This is a genomic window from Bacillus sp. V26 (genome assembly GCF_034296245.1).
Taxonomy (GTDB): domain Bacteria; phylum Bacillota; class Bacilli; order Bacillales; family Bacillaceae; genus Bacillus; species Bacillus halotolerans.
The window spans coordinates 166,381-181,732 of the sequence record NZ_JAXKQF010000007.1 but is presented as its reverse complement, the minus strand read 5'-3'; the positions used below and the strand labels follow the sequence as shown (position 1 = coordinate 181,732).

The window sequence follows — 15,352 nt, the reverse complement described above, 5'->3', positions numbered from 1 at the left end:
GCCAATTATATTTTCCCGCTTCCTTCTCAGTTCTTTACTTTTTATACCAACTTTTCATATGCCGGCTACTATAACGAGAGGCATAATCCCGTTTTGTTCTTGCGCTGAAACCCATCCATTATAAACCACCTCATCATCTGTTGCTCACGCCCTAAAGTAATGTGATCAAACATAAAAAAAGGCAGACCGCGTCTGCCTTTTTTCTTTCTACCATATCCCTAATAATTTCCACCATAATCCGCCGATCACAAGCCATGTGACAATATGAACGATCGACAGAATAAATCCGATAGACCACCATTTGCCTTGCGAAATGTAGCCTGCTCCGAAGAAGACCGGAGCCGCTCCAGAACCGTAGTGGGTTGTTGACCCGAACAGATTGCTGAAGAATGCGAGGCTCAGCGCTGCTAAAAGCGGCGGTGCGCCCGCTGCCACGACAACAGCCAAAAATGCTGAATACATCGCACTGATGTGGGCTGTCGCACTTGCAAAGAAGTAGTGAGAGTAATAATACACAACAATTAAAATTAAAAATGCCACAATCCAAGAGAATCCTGATACAGATGATTTCATGGCGTTGCTGAACCAAGAAACCATGCCTAATTCATTCAGGAAGTTGGCCAGCATAACGAGCGCCGCAAACCAAGTGAGCGTATCCCAAGCGCCCTGTTCTTTCTTGATATCATCCCAAGTCAGAACCTGTGATAATAAAAGAACTGACAATCCGATCAGTGCGGTTGTGGTTGCGTCGATGTTGAAGCTGCCGCCAAAAATCCAAAGAGCAAGCACTAAAAGAAACACAATAACCATGGAAAGCTCTGATTTTTTAAATGGTCCCATTTCTTTCAGTTTTTCGGTTGCGATTTTTGCTGCGTCCGGTGTTTCTTTAATTTCCGGCGGATACAGCTTGTAAATCACAAGCGGTGTGATGATTAAGCTCACAAGTCCCGGCACAATCGCGGCAATTGCCCAGCTTGTCCATGTTAAGTCCACCCCTGCGACATCATGGGCCAGCTTGGCAATCAGCGGGTTTGCCGCCATCGCCGTCAGGAACATAGCAGATGTAATCAAGTTTCCCTGAAAACCGGTTTTTAATAAGAAAGCACCGATTTTTCTTTCTGTTCCATCTGCCGGGCTTGATCCGAATGTTTCGGATAATGATCTGATAATAGGAAATATAATGCCTCCTGCACGCGCCGTATTACTTGGAATAGCAGGTGATAATATTAAATCACTGAACAGCAGTGAATAAGAAAGTCCAAGGGTTTTCTTCCCGAATTTCTGAACGAATACATACGAAATTCTCGCACCTAGCCCGGTTTTGATAAATCCCCGGGAAATAAAGAATGCGATGACGATAAGCCATATGGTCTTATTCCCGAATCCGCTTAATGTATCCTCAATTGATAATGTTCCAGTTAATGCAGTAACCGCCAATGCAAAAATTGCAATTGCACCCATTGGCAAGGGCTTGGAGATAAAGCCGATAATTGTCGCGACGAAAATCGCAAACAAATGCCATGCTTTAGGTTCAAGTCCGGACGGAGCGGGAATAAACCAGATGATTAGTCCCACAGCGACAGTAATAAGCAATGGAACAAGCTTTACTGCTGACTGTTTTCCTGCGTCTTTTTCTGAAGCCATAAATAGGTCTCCTCCTATATACTTGTTTTCCGATCCCCTTTTTCATTCTACTCCTTAACTAAGTTAATAAACATTTTAATTAATTAAAAAACACAAAGGTGAGCAGCCCTTTGTGTTTTTTTCATTTCTTAATTTAGTTTACCCGCGCCCGCTTGAGATATAACACTTGACTTCACATTCGCGGAAGCATCAATTGACCCGTGCAGAGATGGTGTCCATCCGACAGAAGAGCTCAGCCCGTTTGCAGCCGATGCGTTGATCTGCGTACCGTTCAGCAATGTGCCGGAATCATATAAAGCCGTTCCCCCGCTGAATACGCTGATCGTTTTAGCAGCAGTCAATCCCGGAACGTCAATGGCATTGTTTTGTGCATAAATTTTAGATGATTTTCCGATTCCCCACGCATAGCTAAAGGCATAATCTGATGAGTTTTTATTGCCTTCATAATAGTTGTTGTAAACGTGTACCTGTCCAAAACGGACTCTCGGTGCGCGCTGAACGATATTTTTGTAGCGGTTATGATGCAGTGTGATTTTTAATTTGCCGTCATCGGAAGTTTTGCTGTCGCTTGATCCGAAAATGGAGCTTTTATCATGATCGTGATAGAAGTTATAAGACATTGTAATGTAGTTAGCGCCGTTAGAGGCATCAGTTTGGCCGTCATGGTGCTGATATTCTCTTCCAAAATACTTTGGAGAGGTGCTGTCTGGACGGGAACCGTCATTAAATGTACAGTGATCGATCCAGACATGTGTACCGCCGTTTATTGTGATGTTGTCATATTGTGAGTTCCAGTTTCCTGAACTTCCGTCAGTCGGGTCCCATTGAGGGAAATAGTCATATGCGTCTTGGAATTCGATATTGCGGATAATGACGTTATCACTCTTGATCTGGAAGTTTCCGCCCAGAACTTTAGCATTTGACCCTGAACCGACGATCGTCGTATTTGCAGGGATATCCACCATCACGCGTGCCTTTTGGTTTTTCTGTGAGCGTGCTCTGGCCTCTTCCTGTGTTCCGGATGGCTCTTTTTTGCCCCATGTGCTTGGGTCATAGGCTTTCAAATATTTGTTCAAGTCGTACTCTGGATCTTTATAATCATTCAGACCAAGCGGCTTCAGATTGTCATCGACATTCATGTCAATCGTTCCCTTGATATAAATGATTTTTGGCGTTGTGTTGGTGTCCTTGCCCAAAGCCGAAACGAGCTGATTTCTGTTGCTGACTGTATACACGTGGGATGATGAGGCTTTTGATCCGCCTGTCGTGCCGGTCGAGTACGCTCCCCAGCCATCATTTGACCCTAACGTCTGATGGCCCAAATCCGCTGCGTTCGCCCCAACCGGAGTCAAGCCTAATAACAAAGCCGTGGCTAACATCACTTTTTTCATTCAGTATGAACCCCCATTTTCTATTTTGTGAGAATTTGTTCCATATTCTCACAAAAAACATAATAGCAAATTCATGGGCATTCATAACCGAAAATGTACCGAATTTTATTGCGGCATCCTGCAAAAAAACACCGCAAAGACCGCAAATATAAAAAACCCCAAAAGGACGATAATCGCCTTTTGGGGTTACATTCCTGCATTATGCCCAAGATTTTACTTTTTCGTTGTCTGTCACAAAGAGAAGCACTTTTCCTTCATCGAGCCGTTTTTCAAACTGAGCCGCTTCGTCTTCTGAAAAACCAATTTCGTGGATTTTATTGCGTAGCTCGTCTCCTTTTTTATTAAATATGTTCCCTACCGCATGTTTGAAACCTGTTTCTTTGGCTCCGATCGTGTTGGCATTCGTGTTGTCTGCCAGCCGTTCCGTTCTGTCATCGTCGTGAGCTAAGACGTATACATCCTCTTTTGCGACACCCATTTGCTGTAATTCTTCTACATCCTTCATGAGCTGTTCGTCGTTTGTATACTCTCTTACAACTGGTTTCATATCCAATTCCTCCTTCATCATGTCTATGTTATATTCATACCCGATCCTTTTTCTATGAAACAGCATCCGGAGCATTGGGCACAAAAACAGGAAGAATGGTAGTAGATATTTAATTTCTAACCATGGTAAAGTGATAGAACGAGAGTATTTTCAGAATAGTCAAAATCAAAACCGCTGCACGGAGCGTCCGAACATGAATCGCCATTTTTATCCGTACAAGCAGGAGGTATGTCCAATGCAATACTTTTCACCAGAACAGCAATACAATGCGTGGGTTGTGAGTGATTTAGTAAAACAGGTCTTCCATCAGCGTGTCGGCTATTCAGCCGGCATTCACCAGCTTGCCATCTTTGCCGAAGAAACATTTCACATCGATATTGACTTTGTTTTCTCTATTGTCATGAATATCGGAGACATTGAATTTGCGCTCTCTGAAGAAATCGAAAGAAAATTGTCCGGCTATCTCAGCGTTCTTCTTCCCCATGTCAGCAGAGATATGCTTGAAGCCTCTAAAGCCAATGCCAGTTCGTTTTTATCCCACAGACACGGCGATGCTATGTACGATTTATTTGTGCCATATGACCCATACATCAAAAAAACATAAAGCAGCGGGCTTCTGTTTCTTTACTTAAAAAATATTGACATAGGAAGCCATGCTATTATAGTGTTTATTTGTGATAATGATTCTCATTATTAAATTCAGAAAAAAGGAAGAAAACAATGCGCACCTATCCTAACAAGTTTATTGCCATCATCAGTGTTTTATTAATCGCTTGTTTCATTATATCCGGCTGTTCATCAAGTCAGGATAACAGCGGCAGCAAAGCCGGAAGCAAATCTAAGGATTCAAGAGTCATTCAGCACGAAGACGGAAAAACAACAGTGACCGGCACGCCTAAAAAAGTCGTTGTGCTTGAGCTATCATTCCTGGATGCTGTTTACAATCTCGGCATCACGCCGGTAGGCATAGCCGATGACAACAAAAAAGACATGATTCAAAAGCTGGTCGGCAGCCCGATTGATTATATATCCGTAGGCACGCGAAGCGAACCGAATCTTGAGGTCATCAGCTCCTTGAAGCCTGATTTAATCATCGCTGACGCTGAACGCCATAAAAACATTTACAAACAGCTGAAACAAATCGCACCGACCATTGAATTGAAAAGCCGGGAAGCGACTTATGATGAAACAATGGACAGCTTCAAAACCATTTCTAAAGCATTAAATAAAGAAAAAGAAGGAAAAGAAAAACTCGCAGACCATACAAAGGTCATTGACGATCTGAAAGCGGAGCTTCCGAAAGATGAAGACCGCAGCATCGTTCTCGGCGTGGCAAGAGCCGATTCCTTCCAGCTTCATACGTCATCTTCTTATGACGGAGAAATCTTCAGCATGCTCGGCTTTACGCACGCCGTGAAGTCAGATAACGCGTATCAAGAGGTCAGCCTCGAGCAGTTAAGCAAAATCGATCCAGATATTTTGTTTATTTCAGCCAACGAGGGTAAAACAATCGTAGATGAGTGGAAAAAGAATCCGCTCTGGAAAAATCTAAAAGCGGTGAAAAACGGACAAATCTACGATGCAGACCGCGACATTTGGACAAGATTCAGAGGAATCAAGTCCAGTGAAACAAGCGCCAAAGACGTGCTCAAAAAAGTGTATAATAAGTAGGACAAAAGAGAAGCGAGGAGAATCCTTGCTTCTTCGTTTTTGCAAACAGACGCAGCAAGGAAGTGAGACTGTTGTATTACTCAGCCAAACGGCGCTCATCATCAAGATTGATGGTTTTTATCATTGCACTGATCATCCTTATTTTCGGGCTTGGGCTGAATCTCTCAGTAGGCGCCTCAGACATCGGCATCATTGATGCTTTGACATATCTTTTTGTATGGGACGGATCAAAAGAACAGCTTATCATCTCTACTCTTCGCCTCCCCCGCACATTAATCGGCGTTTTCGTCGGCGCCAGCCTGGCTGTAGCAGGGGCGCTGATGCAGGCCATGACAAGAAACCCTCTGGCTTCACCTCAAATTTTCGGTGTGAATGCGGGTGCATCGCTGTTTGTCGTTGCTTCTCTCGTCATTCTGCCGGCGTCTTCCTACTCTTCAGTTGTGTTCGCTTTTGCAGGTGCGGCGGCAGGCGGCGCAATTGTGTATATGATTGCCTCTTCCGGCGGAATGACACCTGTCAAACTGGCGCTGTCAGGAATGGCGGTGCATTTGTTCCTGTCCTCTATGACACAGGCGATTATTATTTTAAATGAGTCGGGAGAGGATGTGCTGTATTGGATGACGGGTGCGATTGACGGCAGCAATTGGCAGGACGTCATGACCATTGCCCCGTTTTCTGTCATCGGCATTGGACTTGCCCTTATGTTTTCAGGCCCCGTTTCTGTTCTCGGTCTCGGTGATGAAACCGCAAAAGGACTCGGGCAAAACATGAACGGCATGCGGATTCTGATCAGCTTTATCATTTTAATTCTTTCCGGCGCTTCTGTGGCGGTTGCCGGCCCAATCGGCTTTGTCGGGCTGCTCGTCCCGCATATCGTCCGCAAGCTGATCGGAGAAAATTACAAGTATGTGCTGCCATTTTCGGCACTGTTCGGCGCCATTTTATTGGTGTACGCAGATGTCCTGGCCAGATGGATTGCATTCCCTTATGAATCTCCGGTCGGCATTGTCACCGCCATTATCGGAACACCATTTTTCTTATATTTAGCAGGAAAGGGCGAAATCTGAAATGAAGAAATCAACCAGAAAACAAAAACGCCCCTTGCTGGCCATCCTCATATTGGCTGTCATCTTGCTAGTGCTGTCCGTGATCAGCATCGGCTTCGGGGCATTGTATATTTCACCTGATGCGGTGGTTACGAACCTGTTAGGAGTGGATCATTCCTTCGAGTTTATTATTCAGCAGTACCGGCTCCCCCGCATTATACTGGCGATTCTGGCAGGCGCCGGGCTTGCCGCTGCCGGAGCCATTTTGCAGGGTGTCATCCGAAATCCCCTTGCGTCTCCGGACGTTGTCGGAATTTCAAAAGGGTCCGGACTGGCCGCCATGGCCGTTATTCTCATTTTTCCTGAGTCTCCGGTCTACGTGCTGCCGTTCTCCGCATTTGCCGGAGCAGCCATTATTGCTGTAGTATTATTAATGATAGCCCGCAAAAAAAACATTCAGCCCTCTTCATTGGCTTTATCAGGCATTGCCTTAGGCGCGGTCTGCCACGCCGGCATGCAATATATGATGGTCAAATTTCCGGGGGACGTCAATGCAGCGCTCATTTGGCTGACAGGCAGCCTCTGGGGGAGAAACTGGGAAGAAGTTAAGCTCCTTGCACCATGGCTTCTTGTCCTTTTGCCGATTGTCTGCATCCTCATTCCGAAGCTGGATCTGATGTCACTCGGAGATGAGTTAGCGCAGGGTCTCGGCGAAAACGCAAACAGGCTGAGATTCATCCTGATTTTCACCGCAGTTGCACTGGCGGGGAGCTGTGTAGCTGTCGTCGGATCAATCGGTTTTATCGGGCTGCTTGCTCCGCATATCGCCAGAAGGCTTGCCGGAGAAAAAGCTAAATATTTACTGCCTGCATCGGCATTAATCGGTGCTATTATATTACTAATCGCAGATACATTAGGACGCGGCATCATTCCTCCGGTTGAGATACCCGCCGGAATATTGACAGCTGTGATCGGCGCGCCTTATTTTTTATATTTATTGAAATTCGAAGCGAGGAAACAGTAGGGAGAGGATACCATGGGAAAACTGGCTGCGGACCAACTCACTCTTTCATATGACAGCACAGTGATTATTGACGGAGTCGATTTAAAGATTGAAGAAGGAAAAATCACTGTGCTCATCGGCGCCAACGGCTGCGGAAAATCAACAATCCTCAAATCGCTGGCGAGGCTGATGGCCCCAAAAAGCGGCACGGTCCTATTAGAAGGAAAAGATATTCATCGCCAGCCGTCCAAAGAAGTGGCTAAAAAGCTGGCGATTCTTCCTCAGTCTCCTCAGGCGCCTGAAGGATTGACGGTACAGGAACTATGCTATTTCGGCAGACATCCTCATAAAAAACTGTTATCCAAGCATACACAAGAGGATCACGATATGGTAGAGTGGGCGCTTGACGCAACCGGGATGAATGAGCTGAAGGATCGGACACTTGATGCCCTTTCAGGCGGTCAAAGACAAAGAGCCTGGATTTCCATGGCGCTTGCACAAGGCACTGATTTGCTTTTGCTCGATGAACCGACCACTTACTTGGACATTTCTCACCAAATTGAGGTGCTGGAGCTCCTGAAAAAGCTGAACCGGGATCATGGACGCACAGTTGTCATGGTGCTTCACGACTTAAACCAAGCCGCTCAATACGCTGACTATCTGATCAGCGTACTGGACGGAAAAATCTACAATGCCGGAACGCCGGAAGACGTCTTCACCCAGCCGTTTTTCCGGAAAGTCTTCGGCTTGGAATGCTGCATCATGAGAAGCCCGATCGACCAGAAGCCGATGTGCCTGCCGATGGGACTATGCCCAAAATTACGGACGTGATGAAAAAGGAGAGGAAACCTCTCCTTTCAGACTGTTGACAAAAAGCTCAAAACGGTTATCGTTTTGAGCTTTTTGTCATCCTTTCAGCGTGATAGAAAACCCTTGAAATCTAGAAAGGACGAGCATCGGAGGGTAAATTCGTGAGCACCGACGCACAGTTCAGATTTGCGAGGGTCTGTCGACACGCTGAAAAGGAGAGGAATCTGCCTCTTCTTTTTTTATGCGGCTTACTTTTTGTATTTCATCACTTGTCCGTGTTACATTGGTGTCAATCAAATGATAGGAGGATGAATATGACAACAGCTCAACAGCAGATTCAATTAGCAAGACGTCCGCAAGGGGTGCCCGTTCACGAAGATTTCCGCTTTGAAACGATCCCCGTTCCTGAGCCGAAGCAAGGTGAGGTGCTTGTCAAAACACTCTATGTGTCAGTCGATCCTTACATGCGCGGACGAATGCAAGACACGAAGTCATACGTAGAGCCATTTGCCTTAGACGAAGCGCTGTCAGGCGGTGTTATTGCTGAAGTCGTGTCAGACGGAGATAAGCTGAAACAAGGAGAAATCGTCATCGGAAACCTGAACTGGCAGGAATATTCCGCTGTCAGCGAGTCCGCCGTGCGAAAAATTGATACAAGTCTCGCCCCTGCTTCAGCGTATCTCGGCATTTTAGGAATGACCGGTTTGACGGCATATTTCGGCCTGCTGGACATCGGCCGCCCGAAAGAAGGCGAAACCGTGGTTGTCTCCGGAGCTGCAGGGGCTGTCGGTTCCGCTGTCGGACAGATCGCCAAAATCAAGGGAGCACACGTCGTCGGTATCGCAGGCTCTGATGACAAAATTGAATACCTAAAGAATGAACTGCAATTTGACGAAGCGATTAATTATAAAACCGCAGATGATATTCAACAAGCGCTTGCTGACGCTTGTCCGAACGGTGTCGATGTGTATTTTGACAATGTCGGCGGGCCGATTTCAGATGCGGTCATGAACCTCCTCAATGAGTTTGCCCGCATTCCGGTGTGCGGCGCCATTTCTTCCTACAACGCGGAAAACGAAGCGGATGACATGGGCCCTCGCGTCCAATCCAAGCTGATCAAAACGAAGGCGCTGATGCAAGGGTTTATCGTAAGCGACTACGCCGACCGTTTTCCTGAAGGCGCAAAACAGCTGGCGGAATGGCTGAGAGACGGAAAGCTTCATTATGAGGAAACGATCACTGAAGGCTTCGAAAACATTCCGAACGCATTTCTTGGCTTATTTAAAGGAGAAAATAAAGGAAAACAGCTGATCAAAGTCAGTGATCAAAGCTGAGATTATACCTAAAAAAGGAGGGCTTTCCGCCCGCCTTTTATTTTTGAAAATACGTCAATGACGAAGAGTCAAAGTAAATAATCCATCTTCATCCGGTTCTGTTTCTACCGACGTAAACCCGGCTGCTTTAAAACAGGATATACTGATTTGATTGTCTTCTTCAATGCAGGCAGCCCATTCACTTACCCTCGCAAAATTGGGATCATCAATTAATTTACGTAATATCGTTTTCCCATAACCTTGAAGATGATGCTGAGGATTTACGATCAATCCCATATACGCCTTATCCTCCACGAACTCAATGATGACCACCCCTGCCGGCAGCTGTTGGTCATATGCCATCATGACAGCATTGTTTTCATCATTAATCACTCGGGCGTACCACTGATGTAATGGCAGCATTCCATCCATTCTCTTCCTGACATTCTCATTTTCAAACCACTTTTCAATAATGTTCAGCTCAGACTCCTTCAAAAAACGAAAACTGTCTATCGAAGCCATCTCCTCACCCCGCTCCTATTTTCTTTTATTTTACAGCAAAAAGGAAGGGCGATTCCGCCCTTCCTTTTATTTCGTATTCAGGTGACCGCCTGAATAAACAGCTTCACTCAGCTCCACGCCAAGTTTCTTCGCCATTTTCTTCAGCTTTGATTCTTCCATACGCGTGACAAGACTCAGTACGTTTCCTTCTTTTCCAGCCCTTCCTGTTCGTCCTGATCTGTGAACATAGCTGTCTTCATCAGGAATATCGGCGTGGATCACATATGGCAGGTTTTCAATATCCAAACCGCGCGCGGCAATGTCAGTTGCCAAAAGCAGCGGGAACTCGCCCTGCTCAAACGCTTTAATGATCTTCGCCCGCTCCATCTTTTTCGCCTCACTGTGAAGGATGCCAAGGTCGACATGATGGTACGCCAGCTTTTCCGCGTACACACTAAGGTTACCGATATCTCTCACAAACACAAGCGCCTGCATGCCATGAAGTCTTGAAAGCTTTTGCAGCAGCTTCACTTTGTCGCGCTGGTCACAGATGATGTATTGATGCTTCACTTTTCCCGCTTCCGCTTTGCTGCGTTCTACCTTCAAAACCTCGGGCTCTTTCGTCATGTCGCGGAGCACGTCTTCTGTTTCTTTCTTCAGCGTGGCTGAAAAACAAAGAAGCTGGCGGTCTCTTAATGTCGTTTTAATGATTTGCTTGATCGTTTCACGATGCTCCGGCAAGACAAGCTGATCGGTTTCATCAAGTACGATCGTTTTCACTTCATGCATCTTGAGTTTTTTCGCTTGAATCAGCTCAAACACCCTGCCCGGCGTCCCGACGATAATATGCGGATGATTCTTTTTCAGCTTTTCGACCTGCTTTTTCACATTCGCTCCGCCGATTAAGGAAACTGCCCGTAATTCTGATCCCGTTTTCCAGTCCTGAATCACCTGAAAAATCTGCATCACCAGCTCACGTGAAGGTGCTAAAATCACCGCCTGCGGATGCTTCTGATCAGGTTTGATACGCTCCAATACCGGCAGTGCATAGGCAAGCGTCTTACCTGTTCCTGTCGGCGATTCTGCGATGACATCCTTACCTTCCATGATGAGTTGGGCCGCCTGCTCCTGTACAGGAGTCGGCTTTTCAAAGCCTGAAGCGTTCCAATTTTCTTTGATAAATGATTGTGCATTATGTAAAAATGGCCAAGTTTGCGTCATTTTGTTCTCCTCGATTCCTGAAATCTATTCCATAGTATCTCAAAACAGCGCGCGGAACGCAATTTTTCTTTTTCTTTCCTATGCCTTTCAACAATCGTCTTCCTCCTTTATAATCAAAAGGTGAGAAATACACGCCATACAGCGTGTTCGATAAACGATAGAGGTGTAAACATGAGTATTTTATCTGTAAAGGACTTAAGCCACGGCTTCGGTGACCGGGCCATTTTTAATAATGTATCTTTCCGTCTTTTAAAAGGCGAGCACGTCGGTCTGATCGGCGCGAACGGTGAAGGAAAATCAACCTTCATGAATATTATTACCGGAAAGCTTGAGCCTGATGAAGGAAAAGTCGAATGGTCAAAAAACGTCCGTGTCGGCTATCTCGATCAGCATACTGTGCTTGAAAAAGGAAAATCCATCCGTGATGTGCTGAAAGACGCTTTCCATTATTTATTTGCAATGGAAGAAGAAATGAATGAGATTTATAACAAAATGGGCGAAGCTGATCCTGACGAGCTTGAAAAGCTTCTTGAAGACGTCGGTGTTATTCAAGACGCGCTGACGAACAATGATTTTTATGTGATTGATTCTAAAGTGGAAGAAATTGCACGCGGACTTGGCTTGAGTGATATCGGACTTGACCGTGATGTTACTGATCTGAGCGGGGGACAGCGCACCAAAGTGCTTCTCGCCAAGCTGCTTCTCGAAAAACCGGAAATCCTGCTTCTCGATGAGCCGACCAACTACCTTGATGAGCAGCATATCGAATGGCTGAAACGCTACCTGCAGGAGTACGAGAATGCGTTCATCTTGATTTCCCATGACATTCCGTTCTTAAACAGCGTCATCAACCTGATTTATCATGTAGAAAATCAGGAGCTGACACGCTATGTCGGCGACTATCATCAGTTTATGGAAGTCTACGAGGTGAAGAAACAGCAGCTTGAAGCGGCCTACAAAAAACAGCAGCAGGAAGTCGCGGAGCTGAAGGATTTCGTTGCCCGCAACAAAGCCCGGGTCAGCACGCGAAACATGGCGATGTCCCGCCAAAAGAAACTCGACAAGATGGATATGATCGAGCTGGCGGCGGAAAAACCGAAACCTGAATTCCACTTCAAGCCAGCCAGAACATCAGGAAAGCTGGTTTTCGAAACGAAGGATCTCGTGATCGGTTACGATTCCCCGCTCTCACGTCCGCTGAACCTCCGCATGGAGCGCGGCCAAAAAATCGCCCTTTACGGCGCAAACGGGATCGGGAAAACGACATTGCTGAAAAGCCTGCTTGGCGAAATCCAGCCGCTCGAAGGCTCTGTTGAACGAGGCGAGCACCTCTTTACCGGCTATTTCGAGCAAGAGGTCAAGGAAACAAACAACAATACGTGTATTGAAGAAGTTTGGAGCGAATTCCCTTCTTATACACAGTATGAAATCCGCTCCGCTCTGGCAAAATGCGGACTGACGACAAAACATATCGAAAGCCGCGTCTCCGTATTAAGCGGAGGCGAAAAAGCGAAGGTCAGATTATGCAAGCTGATCAATTCGGAAACCAACCTGCTGGTGCTCGATGAGCCGACAAACCACTTGGATGTCGACGCCAAGGAAGAGCTCAAGCGCGCCCTCAAAGAATACAAAGGCTCCATTCTTCTTATTTCTCACGAGCCTGATTTCTATATGGACATCGCGACAGAAACATGGAACTGCGAGTCTTGGACGACAAAAGTGCTTTAATGTTACGAAAAAACCCGCCTGGTGAAGGGCGGGTTTTTTACTGCCATTTTTTCTGAACGATTCTCAAAAGCTCTCTGTCTTTTAAAATGAGCTGCAATGGCGAGGTGAATTCATCAAGTGTCAACTCTCTTTTGGCAGACAGTTCAAGGTCTTCCTCATCAGCCCATGCAGTGAACCATTCAACCGAAAAACTGTTTTTCATAACGCTGTGTATGTATTGATAAAGCATGTGTAAACACTTCAGGTCATATGCGTCAGGCTTTGCCTTATGCATGGAAAATGATCCCTCTTCAGCATGAACTATTATTTGATAAGACAACCGTAAATGCACAGACACATTCTCGGCTTCCTCAAGATAAATGCCCGCCGCGTCGATACCTGACCGGAGCGGATGCCCTTTCCGGGAGTAGCCGGAGGGCTGACTGAAAAAACCGGTTTCTAAAGGCGTTTTAGCGGCTAAATAGTAAAATTGTGTCATCAGGATGTCCTTTCTCGCGTCGATTCCATTATGATTAGATTATAACCGATTGCAAAACATATCCTTGCATGCCATTTCACTTCATAATAAAGGGTTTAAAATATGTTAATGGCTATCTGGCGGGAAATACGATCATACCATTATGAAGGGAAGATTAAGCAAATAAAAAAGACACTGCACCTTAGCAGTGTCTTTCCTTATTAATGTCCTGCCTTAATTCCGGCAAGATGTTTACGACCTAGCAGAAGCACAAGCATACCGACAAGAACAACAATTCCGCCAACCGTATACGGCGCGCTTGCTGTGAAGTGTTCTGACAGCATTCCCGCAATCCACGGAGCGATCGCTCCGCCGATGAAGCGGACTGAGCTGTAGGCTGAAGACGCGATTGAACGTTCAACCGGCGCAGAGCCCATGACAGCTGTTGTCATGATCGTGTTGACCATACCAAGGACAGCACCGGCCACAACGATACATGTAATAATCAACGCCTGATGCTCTGTCCAGATGCCCATGATGATCAGAATGACCGCAAAGGCGATAAAGAGAACAACCAAGGAACGCACTGTACCCAGCGCTTTGTGCACGAGCGGCGCCGTAAAGACTGACGTAATCGCCAGCAGAAGTCCCCAGCCAAAGAAAACATACCCAAGGCCGTGTTCATCTAAATCCAGAACGAACGGAGAATAAGCGAGCAAAATAAAAAATCCAAAGTTGTATAAGAAAGCCGATACCGCCATTGTCCGCAGGCCTTTATATTTGAGTGCCTTCATGGCGTCAAATACCCCAACGCGCTTCGCCGGTTTAGGCAATTTCGGCAGCATCAAAGAAATGGCGATTAACGCAATAAACATCAGGACAGATACCCCGAAGAACGGCGCGCGCCATGAAATGCTTCCAAGCTCTCCGCCTGCAAGCGGTCCGACGGAAATCCCGAGTCCGAGCGCCGCCTCATACAAAATAATCGCTTGAGCGCTGCCGCCGACAGACACGCCGACAATGACCGCAAGCGCTGTTGAAATAAATAAAGCATTACCTAGTCCCCAGCCGCCGCGATAGCCGACAAGCTGAGCAATTGAGCTTGAACTTCCGCCAAGCGCTGCAAAGATAATAATAAAAATAAGTCCGAGAATTAACGTCCATTTTGCGCCGATCCTGCTGGAAATGGCTCCTGAGAAAAACATCATAAATCCGGTAACGAGCAAATAACTTGTAAATAAGAGTGATACTTCACTAGGTGAAGCATGTAATTGTGCGGCAATCGCCGGAAGAATAGGATCGACCAGCCCGATTCCCATAAAGGAAATCACACAGGCAAACGCGACAGCCCATACAGCTTTCGGCTGATTCAGCAAACCTGTCTTCTGATTCACTTGTTTTGTATTGTCCATTTGATCTGACCTCCATTTTTATTCCATTAAAAGAAACGCTACAAAAAAATAGCGTTTACCAAACGTTTTATTCGATTGATTGAATGGCATGTTCCGCTTTGTCTTTCATCCCGTGCAGACGTTCCTTAAAGCTTTGGAATGTGCGGATTTTTTCATCAATCAAATCCAGCTGGTGATTCAGCGTTTCCTGAATTTCCTCCAGCTTCTCTTTCCGTTCCTTTGGATCCAGTGACAACAAATACCCCTCTTTGTTTAACTCAAGCTGGCGGCTGGTTTCCATGAAATGCTGAAGCTCCTGTAGGGAAAAGCCAAGCACTTCCTTTGTGCTGATCACTTTCTCAAGCTCTTCCATATCATCCTCTGAATAAAGTCTAACGCCGCCTTCCGTCCGTTTCGGTGCTGGAATCAAGCCGATTTCTTCATAAAACCGAATGGTCCGCTTTGTAAGCCCGCTTCTTTTGGCAACTTGATCAATCTTCATCCATTCCATGGTAAATCCCCCTTCGCCTGTTCTGTTATTATTATACACCTTTCGGACCTTAACGTAAACGTTAAGTTTTAAAATATAATAAAAAAGACGAGTACATAAAGCACCCGTCTTTCATTAT

14 protein-coding genes and 1 pseudogene are annotated in these 15,352 nt (G+C 46.0%); 7 read left to right on the top strand and 8 right to left on the bottom strand.

From position 1 onward, the window contains the following. Positions 1 to 207: 207 nt before the first annotated feature. The 3 genes from UJ203_RS18355 to UJ203_RS18345 all read right to left on the bottom strand — a co-directional run bounded on the left by UJ203_RS18355 (position 208) and on the right by UJ203_RS18345 (position 3,582). Positions 208 to 1,644, bottom strand: coding sequence for an anion permease (locus UJ203_RS18355; protein WP_322013051.1), 1,437 nt, complete (start codon positions 1,642 to 1,644; stop codon positions 208 to 210). A 128-nt stretch (positions 1,645 to 1,772) separates the two neighbouring features. Further along, positions 1,773 to 3,035, bottom strand: coding sequence for a pectate lyase (locus tag UJ203_RS18350; protein ID WP_103672169.1), 1,263 nt, complete (start codon positions 3,033 to 3,035; stop codon positions 1,773 to 1,775). Positions 3,036 to 3,234: 199 nt separating this feature from the next. Beyond that, the gene (locus tag UJ203_RS18345) at positions 3,235 to 3,582 is read right to left on the bottom strand and encodes a general stress protein (protein WP_024120550.1); all 348 of its coding nucleotides are present in this window, start codon (positions 3,580 to 3,582) and stop codon (positions 3,235 to 3,237) included. Positions 3,583 to 3,817: 235 nt separating this feature from the next. Here UJ203_RS18345 and UJ203_RS18340 point away from each other — a divergent pair, with 235 nt between their 5' ends. The 6 genes and pseudogenes from UJ203_RS18340 to UJ203_RS18315 all read left to right on the top strand — a co-directional run bounded on the left by UJ203_RS18340 (position 3,818) and on the right by UJ203_RS18315 (position 9,446). Then, positions 3,818 to 4,186, top strand: a complete 369-nt coding sequence (locus UJ203_RS18340) for a DUF3212 family protein (protein WP_322013047.1) — start codon at positions 3,818 to 3,820, stop codon at positions 4,184 to 4,186. 116 nt (positions 4,187 to 4,302) lie between these two features. Further along, on the top strand, positions 4,303 to 5,253 hold the full coding sequence (locus UJ203_RS18335) for an ABC transporter substrate-binding protein (RefSeq protein ID WP_322013045.1): 951 nt from the start codon (positions 4,303 to 4,305) through the stop codon (positions 5,251 to 5,253). 71 nt (positions 5,254 to 5,324) lie between these two features. Beyond that, positions 5,325 to 6,325 (top strand): annotated as a pseudogene (gene fecD / locus UJ203_RS18330) (Fe(3+) dicitrate ABC transporter permease FecD). Next, positions 6,322 to 7,323: a Fe(3+)-citrate ABC transporter permease YfmE gene (gene yfmE / locus UJ203_RS18325; RefSeq protein ID WP_322013041.1), complete on the top strand. Its 1,002-nt coding sequence runs from the start codon at positions 6,322 to 6,324 to the stop codon at positions 7,321 to 7,323. Before fecD ends, yfmE begins: the two are co-directional and overlap by 4 nt. Before the next feature lie 12 nt (positions 7,324 to 7,335). After that, the gene (yfmF, locus tag UJ203_RS18320) at positions 7,336 to 8,133 is read left to right on the top strand and encodes a Fe(3+)-citrate ABC transporter ATP-binding protein YfmF (protein ID WP_322013039.1); all 798 of its coding nucleotides are present in this window, start codon (positions 7,336 to 7,338) and stop codon (positions 8,131 to 8,133) included. 293 nt (positions 8,134 to 8,426) lie between these two features. Then, positions 8,427 to 9,446 (top strand): NADP-dependent oxidoreductase, encoded by a 1,020-nt coding sequence (locus UJ203_RS18315; protein WP_305934913.1) that lies wholly within the window; start codon positions 8,427 to 8,429, stop codon positions 9,444 to 9,446. 54 nt (positions 9,447 to 9,500) lie between these two features. Here the strand turns inward: UJ203_RS18315 and UJ203_RS18310 are convergent, their stop codons facing one another. Together UJ203_RS18310 and UJ203_RS18305 are read right to left on the bottom strand one after the other, a co-directional pair. Next, positions 9,501 to 9,947 (bottom strand): GNAT family N-acetyltransferase, encoded by a 447-nt coding sequence (locus UJ203_RS18310; protein WP_322013036.1) that lies wholly within the window; start codon positions 9,945 to 9,947, stop codon positions 9,501 to 9,503. Between the two features lie 66 nt (positions 9,948 to 10,013). After that, positions 10,014 to 11,147 (bottom strand): DEAD/DEAH box helicase, encoded by a 1,134-nt coding sequence (locus tag UJ203_RS18305; RefSeq protein WP_105991340.1) that lies wholly within the window; start codon positions 11,145 to 11,147, stop codon positions 10,014 to 10,016. Positions 11,148 to 11,318: 171 nt separating this feature from the next. Here UJ203_RS18305 and UJ203_RS18300 point away from each other — a divergent pair, with 171 nt between their 5' ends. Then, the gene (locus UJ203_RS18300) at positions 11,319 to 12,875 is read left to right on the top strand and encodes an ABC-F family ATP-binding cassette domain-containing protein (RefSeq protein WP_322013033.1); all 1,557 of its coding nucleotides are present in this window, start codon (positions 11,319 to 11,321) and stop codon (positions 12,873 to 12,875) included. Between the two features lie 37 nt (positions 12,876 to 12,912). Here the strand turns inward: UJ203_RS18300 and UJ203_RS18295 are convergent, their stop codons facing one another. The 3 genes from UJ203_RS18295 to UJ203_RS18285 all read right to left on the bottom strand — a co-directional run bounded on the left by UJ203_RS18295 (position 12,913) and on the right by UJ203_RS18285 (position 15,234). Then, positions 12,913 to 13,353, bottom strand: a complete 441-nt coding sequence (locus tag UJ203_RS18295) for a hypothetical protein (RefSeq protein WP_322013031.1) — start codon at positions 13,351 to 13,353, stop codon at positions 12,913 to 12,915. A 200-nt stretch (positions 13,354 to 13,553) separates the two neighbouring features. Then, positions 13,554 to 14,744: an MFS transporter gene (locus UJ203_RS18290; RefSeq protein ID WP_322013029.1), complete on the bottom strand. Its 1,191-nt coding sequence runs from the start codon at positions 14,742 to 14,744 to the stop codon at positions 13,554 to 13,556. Positions 14,745 to 14,811: 67 nt separating this feature from the next. Further along, positions 14,812 to 15,234, bottom strand: a complete 423-nt coding sequence (locus tag UJ203_RS18285) for a MerR family transcriptional regulator (RefSeq protein ID WP_024120538.1) — start codon at positions 15,232 to 15,234, stop codon at positions 14,812 to 14,814. Between the last annotated feature and the right edge of the window lie 118 nt (positions 15,235 to 15,352).

Coding starts and splice junctions, on each gene's coding strand:
- UJ203_RS18355 (WP_322013051.1), bottom strand. CDS start 1,644: ATGGCTTCAGAAAAAGACGCAGGAAAACAGTCAGCAGTAAAGCTTGTT.
- UJ203_RS18350 (WP_103672169.1), bottom strand. CDS start 3,035: ATGAAAAAAGTGATGTTAGCCACGGCTTTGTTATTAGGCTTGACTCCG.
- UJ203_RS18345 (WP_024120550.1), bottom strand. CDS start 3,582: ATGAAACCAGTTGTAAGAGAGTATACAAACGACGAACAGCTCATGAAG.
- UJ203_RS18340 (WP_322013047.1), top strand. CDS start 3,818: ATGCAATACTTTTCACCAGAACAGCAATACAATGCGTGGGTTGTGAGT.
- UJ203_RS18335 (WP_322013045.1), top strand. CDS start 4,303: ATGCGCACCTATCCTAACAAGTTTATTGCCATCATCAGTGTTTTATTA.
- yfmE (WP_322013041.1), top strand. CDS start 6,322: ATGAAGAAATCAACCAGAAAACAAAAACGCCCCTTGCTGGCCATCCTC.
- yfmF (WP_322013039.1), top strand. CDS start 7,336: ATGGGAAAACTGGCTGCGGACCAACTCACTCTTTCATATGACAGCACA.
- UJ203_RS18315 (WP_305934913.1), top strand. CDS start 8,427: ATGACAACAGCTCAACAGCAGATTCAATTAGCAAGACGTCCGCAAGGG.
- UJ203_RS18310 (WP_322013036.1), bottom strand. CDS start 9,947: ATGGCTTCGATAGACAGTTTTCGTTTTTTGAAGGAGTCTGAGCTGAAC.
- UJ203_RS18305 (WP_105991340.1), bottom strand. CDS start 11,147: ATGACGCAAACTTGGCCATTTTTACATAATGCACAATCATTTATCAAA.
- UJ203_RS18300 (WP_322013033.1), top strand. CDS start 11,319: ATGAGTATTTTATCTGTAAAGGACTTAAGCCACGGCTTCGGTGACCGG.
- UJ203_RS18295 (WP_322013031.1), bottom strand. CDS start 13,353: ATGACACAATTTTACTATTTAGCCGCTAAAACGCCTTTAGAAACCGGT.
- UJ203_RS18290 (WP_322013029.1), bottom strand. CDS start 14,744: ATGGACAATACAAAACAAGTGAATCAGAAGACAGGTTTGCTGAATCAG.
- UJ203_RS18285 (WP_024120538.1), bottom strand. CDS start 15,234: ATGGAATGGATGAAGATTGATCAAGTTGCCAAAAGAAGCGGGCTTACA.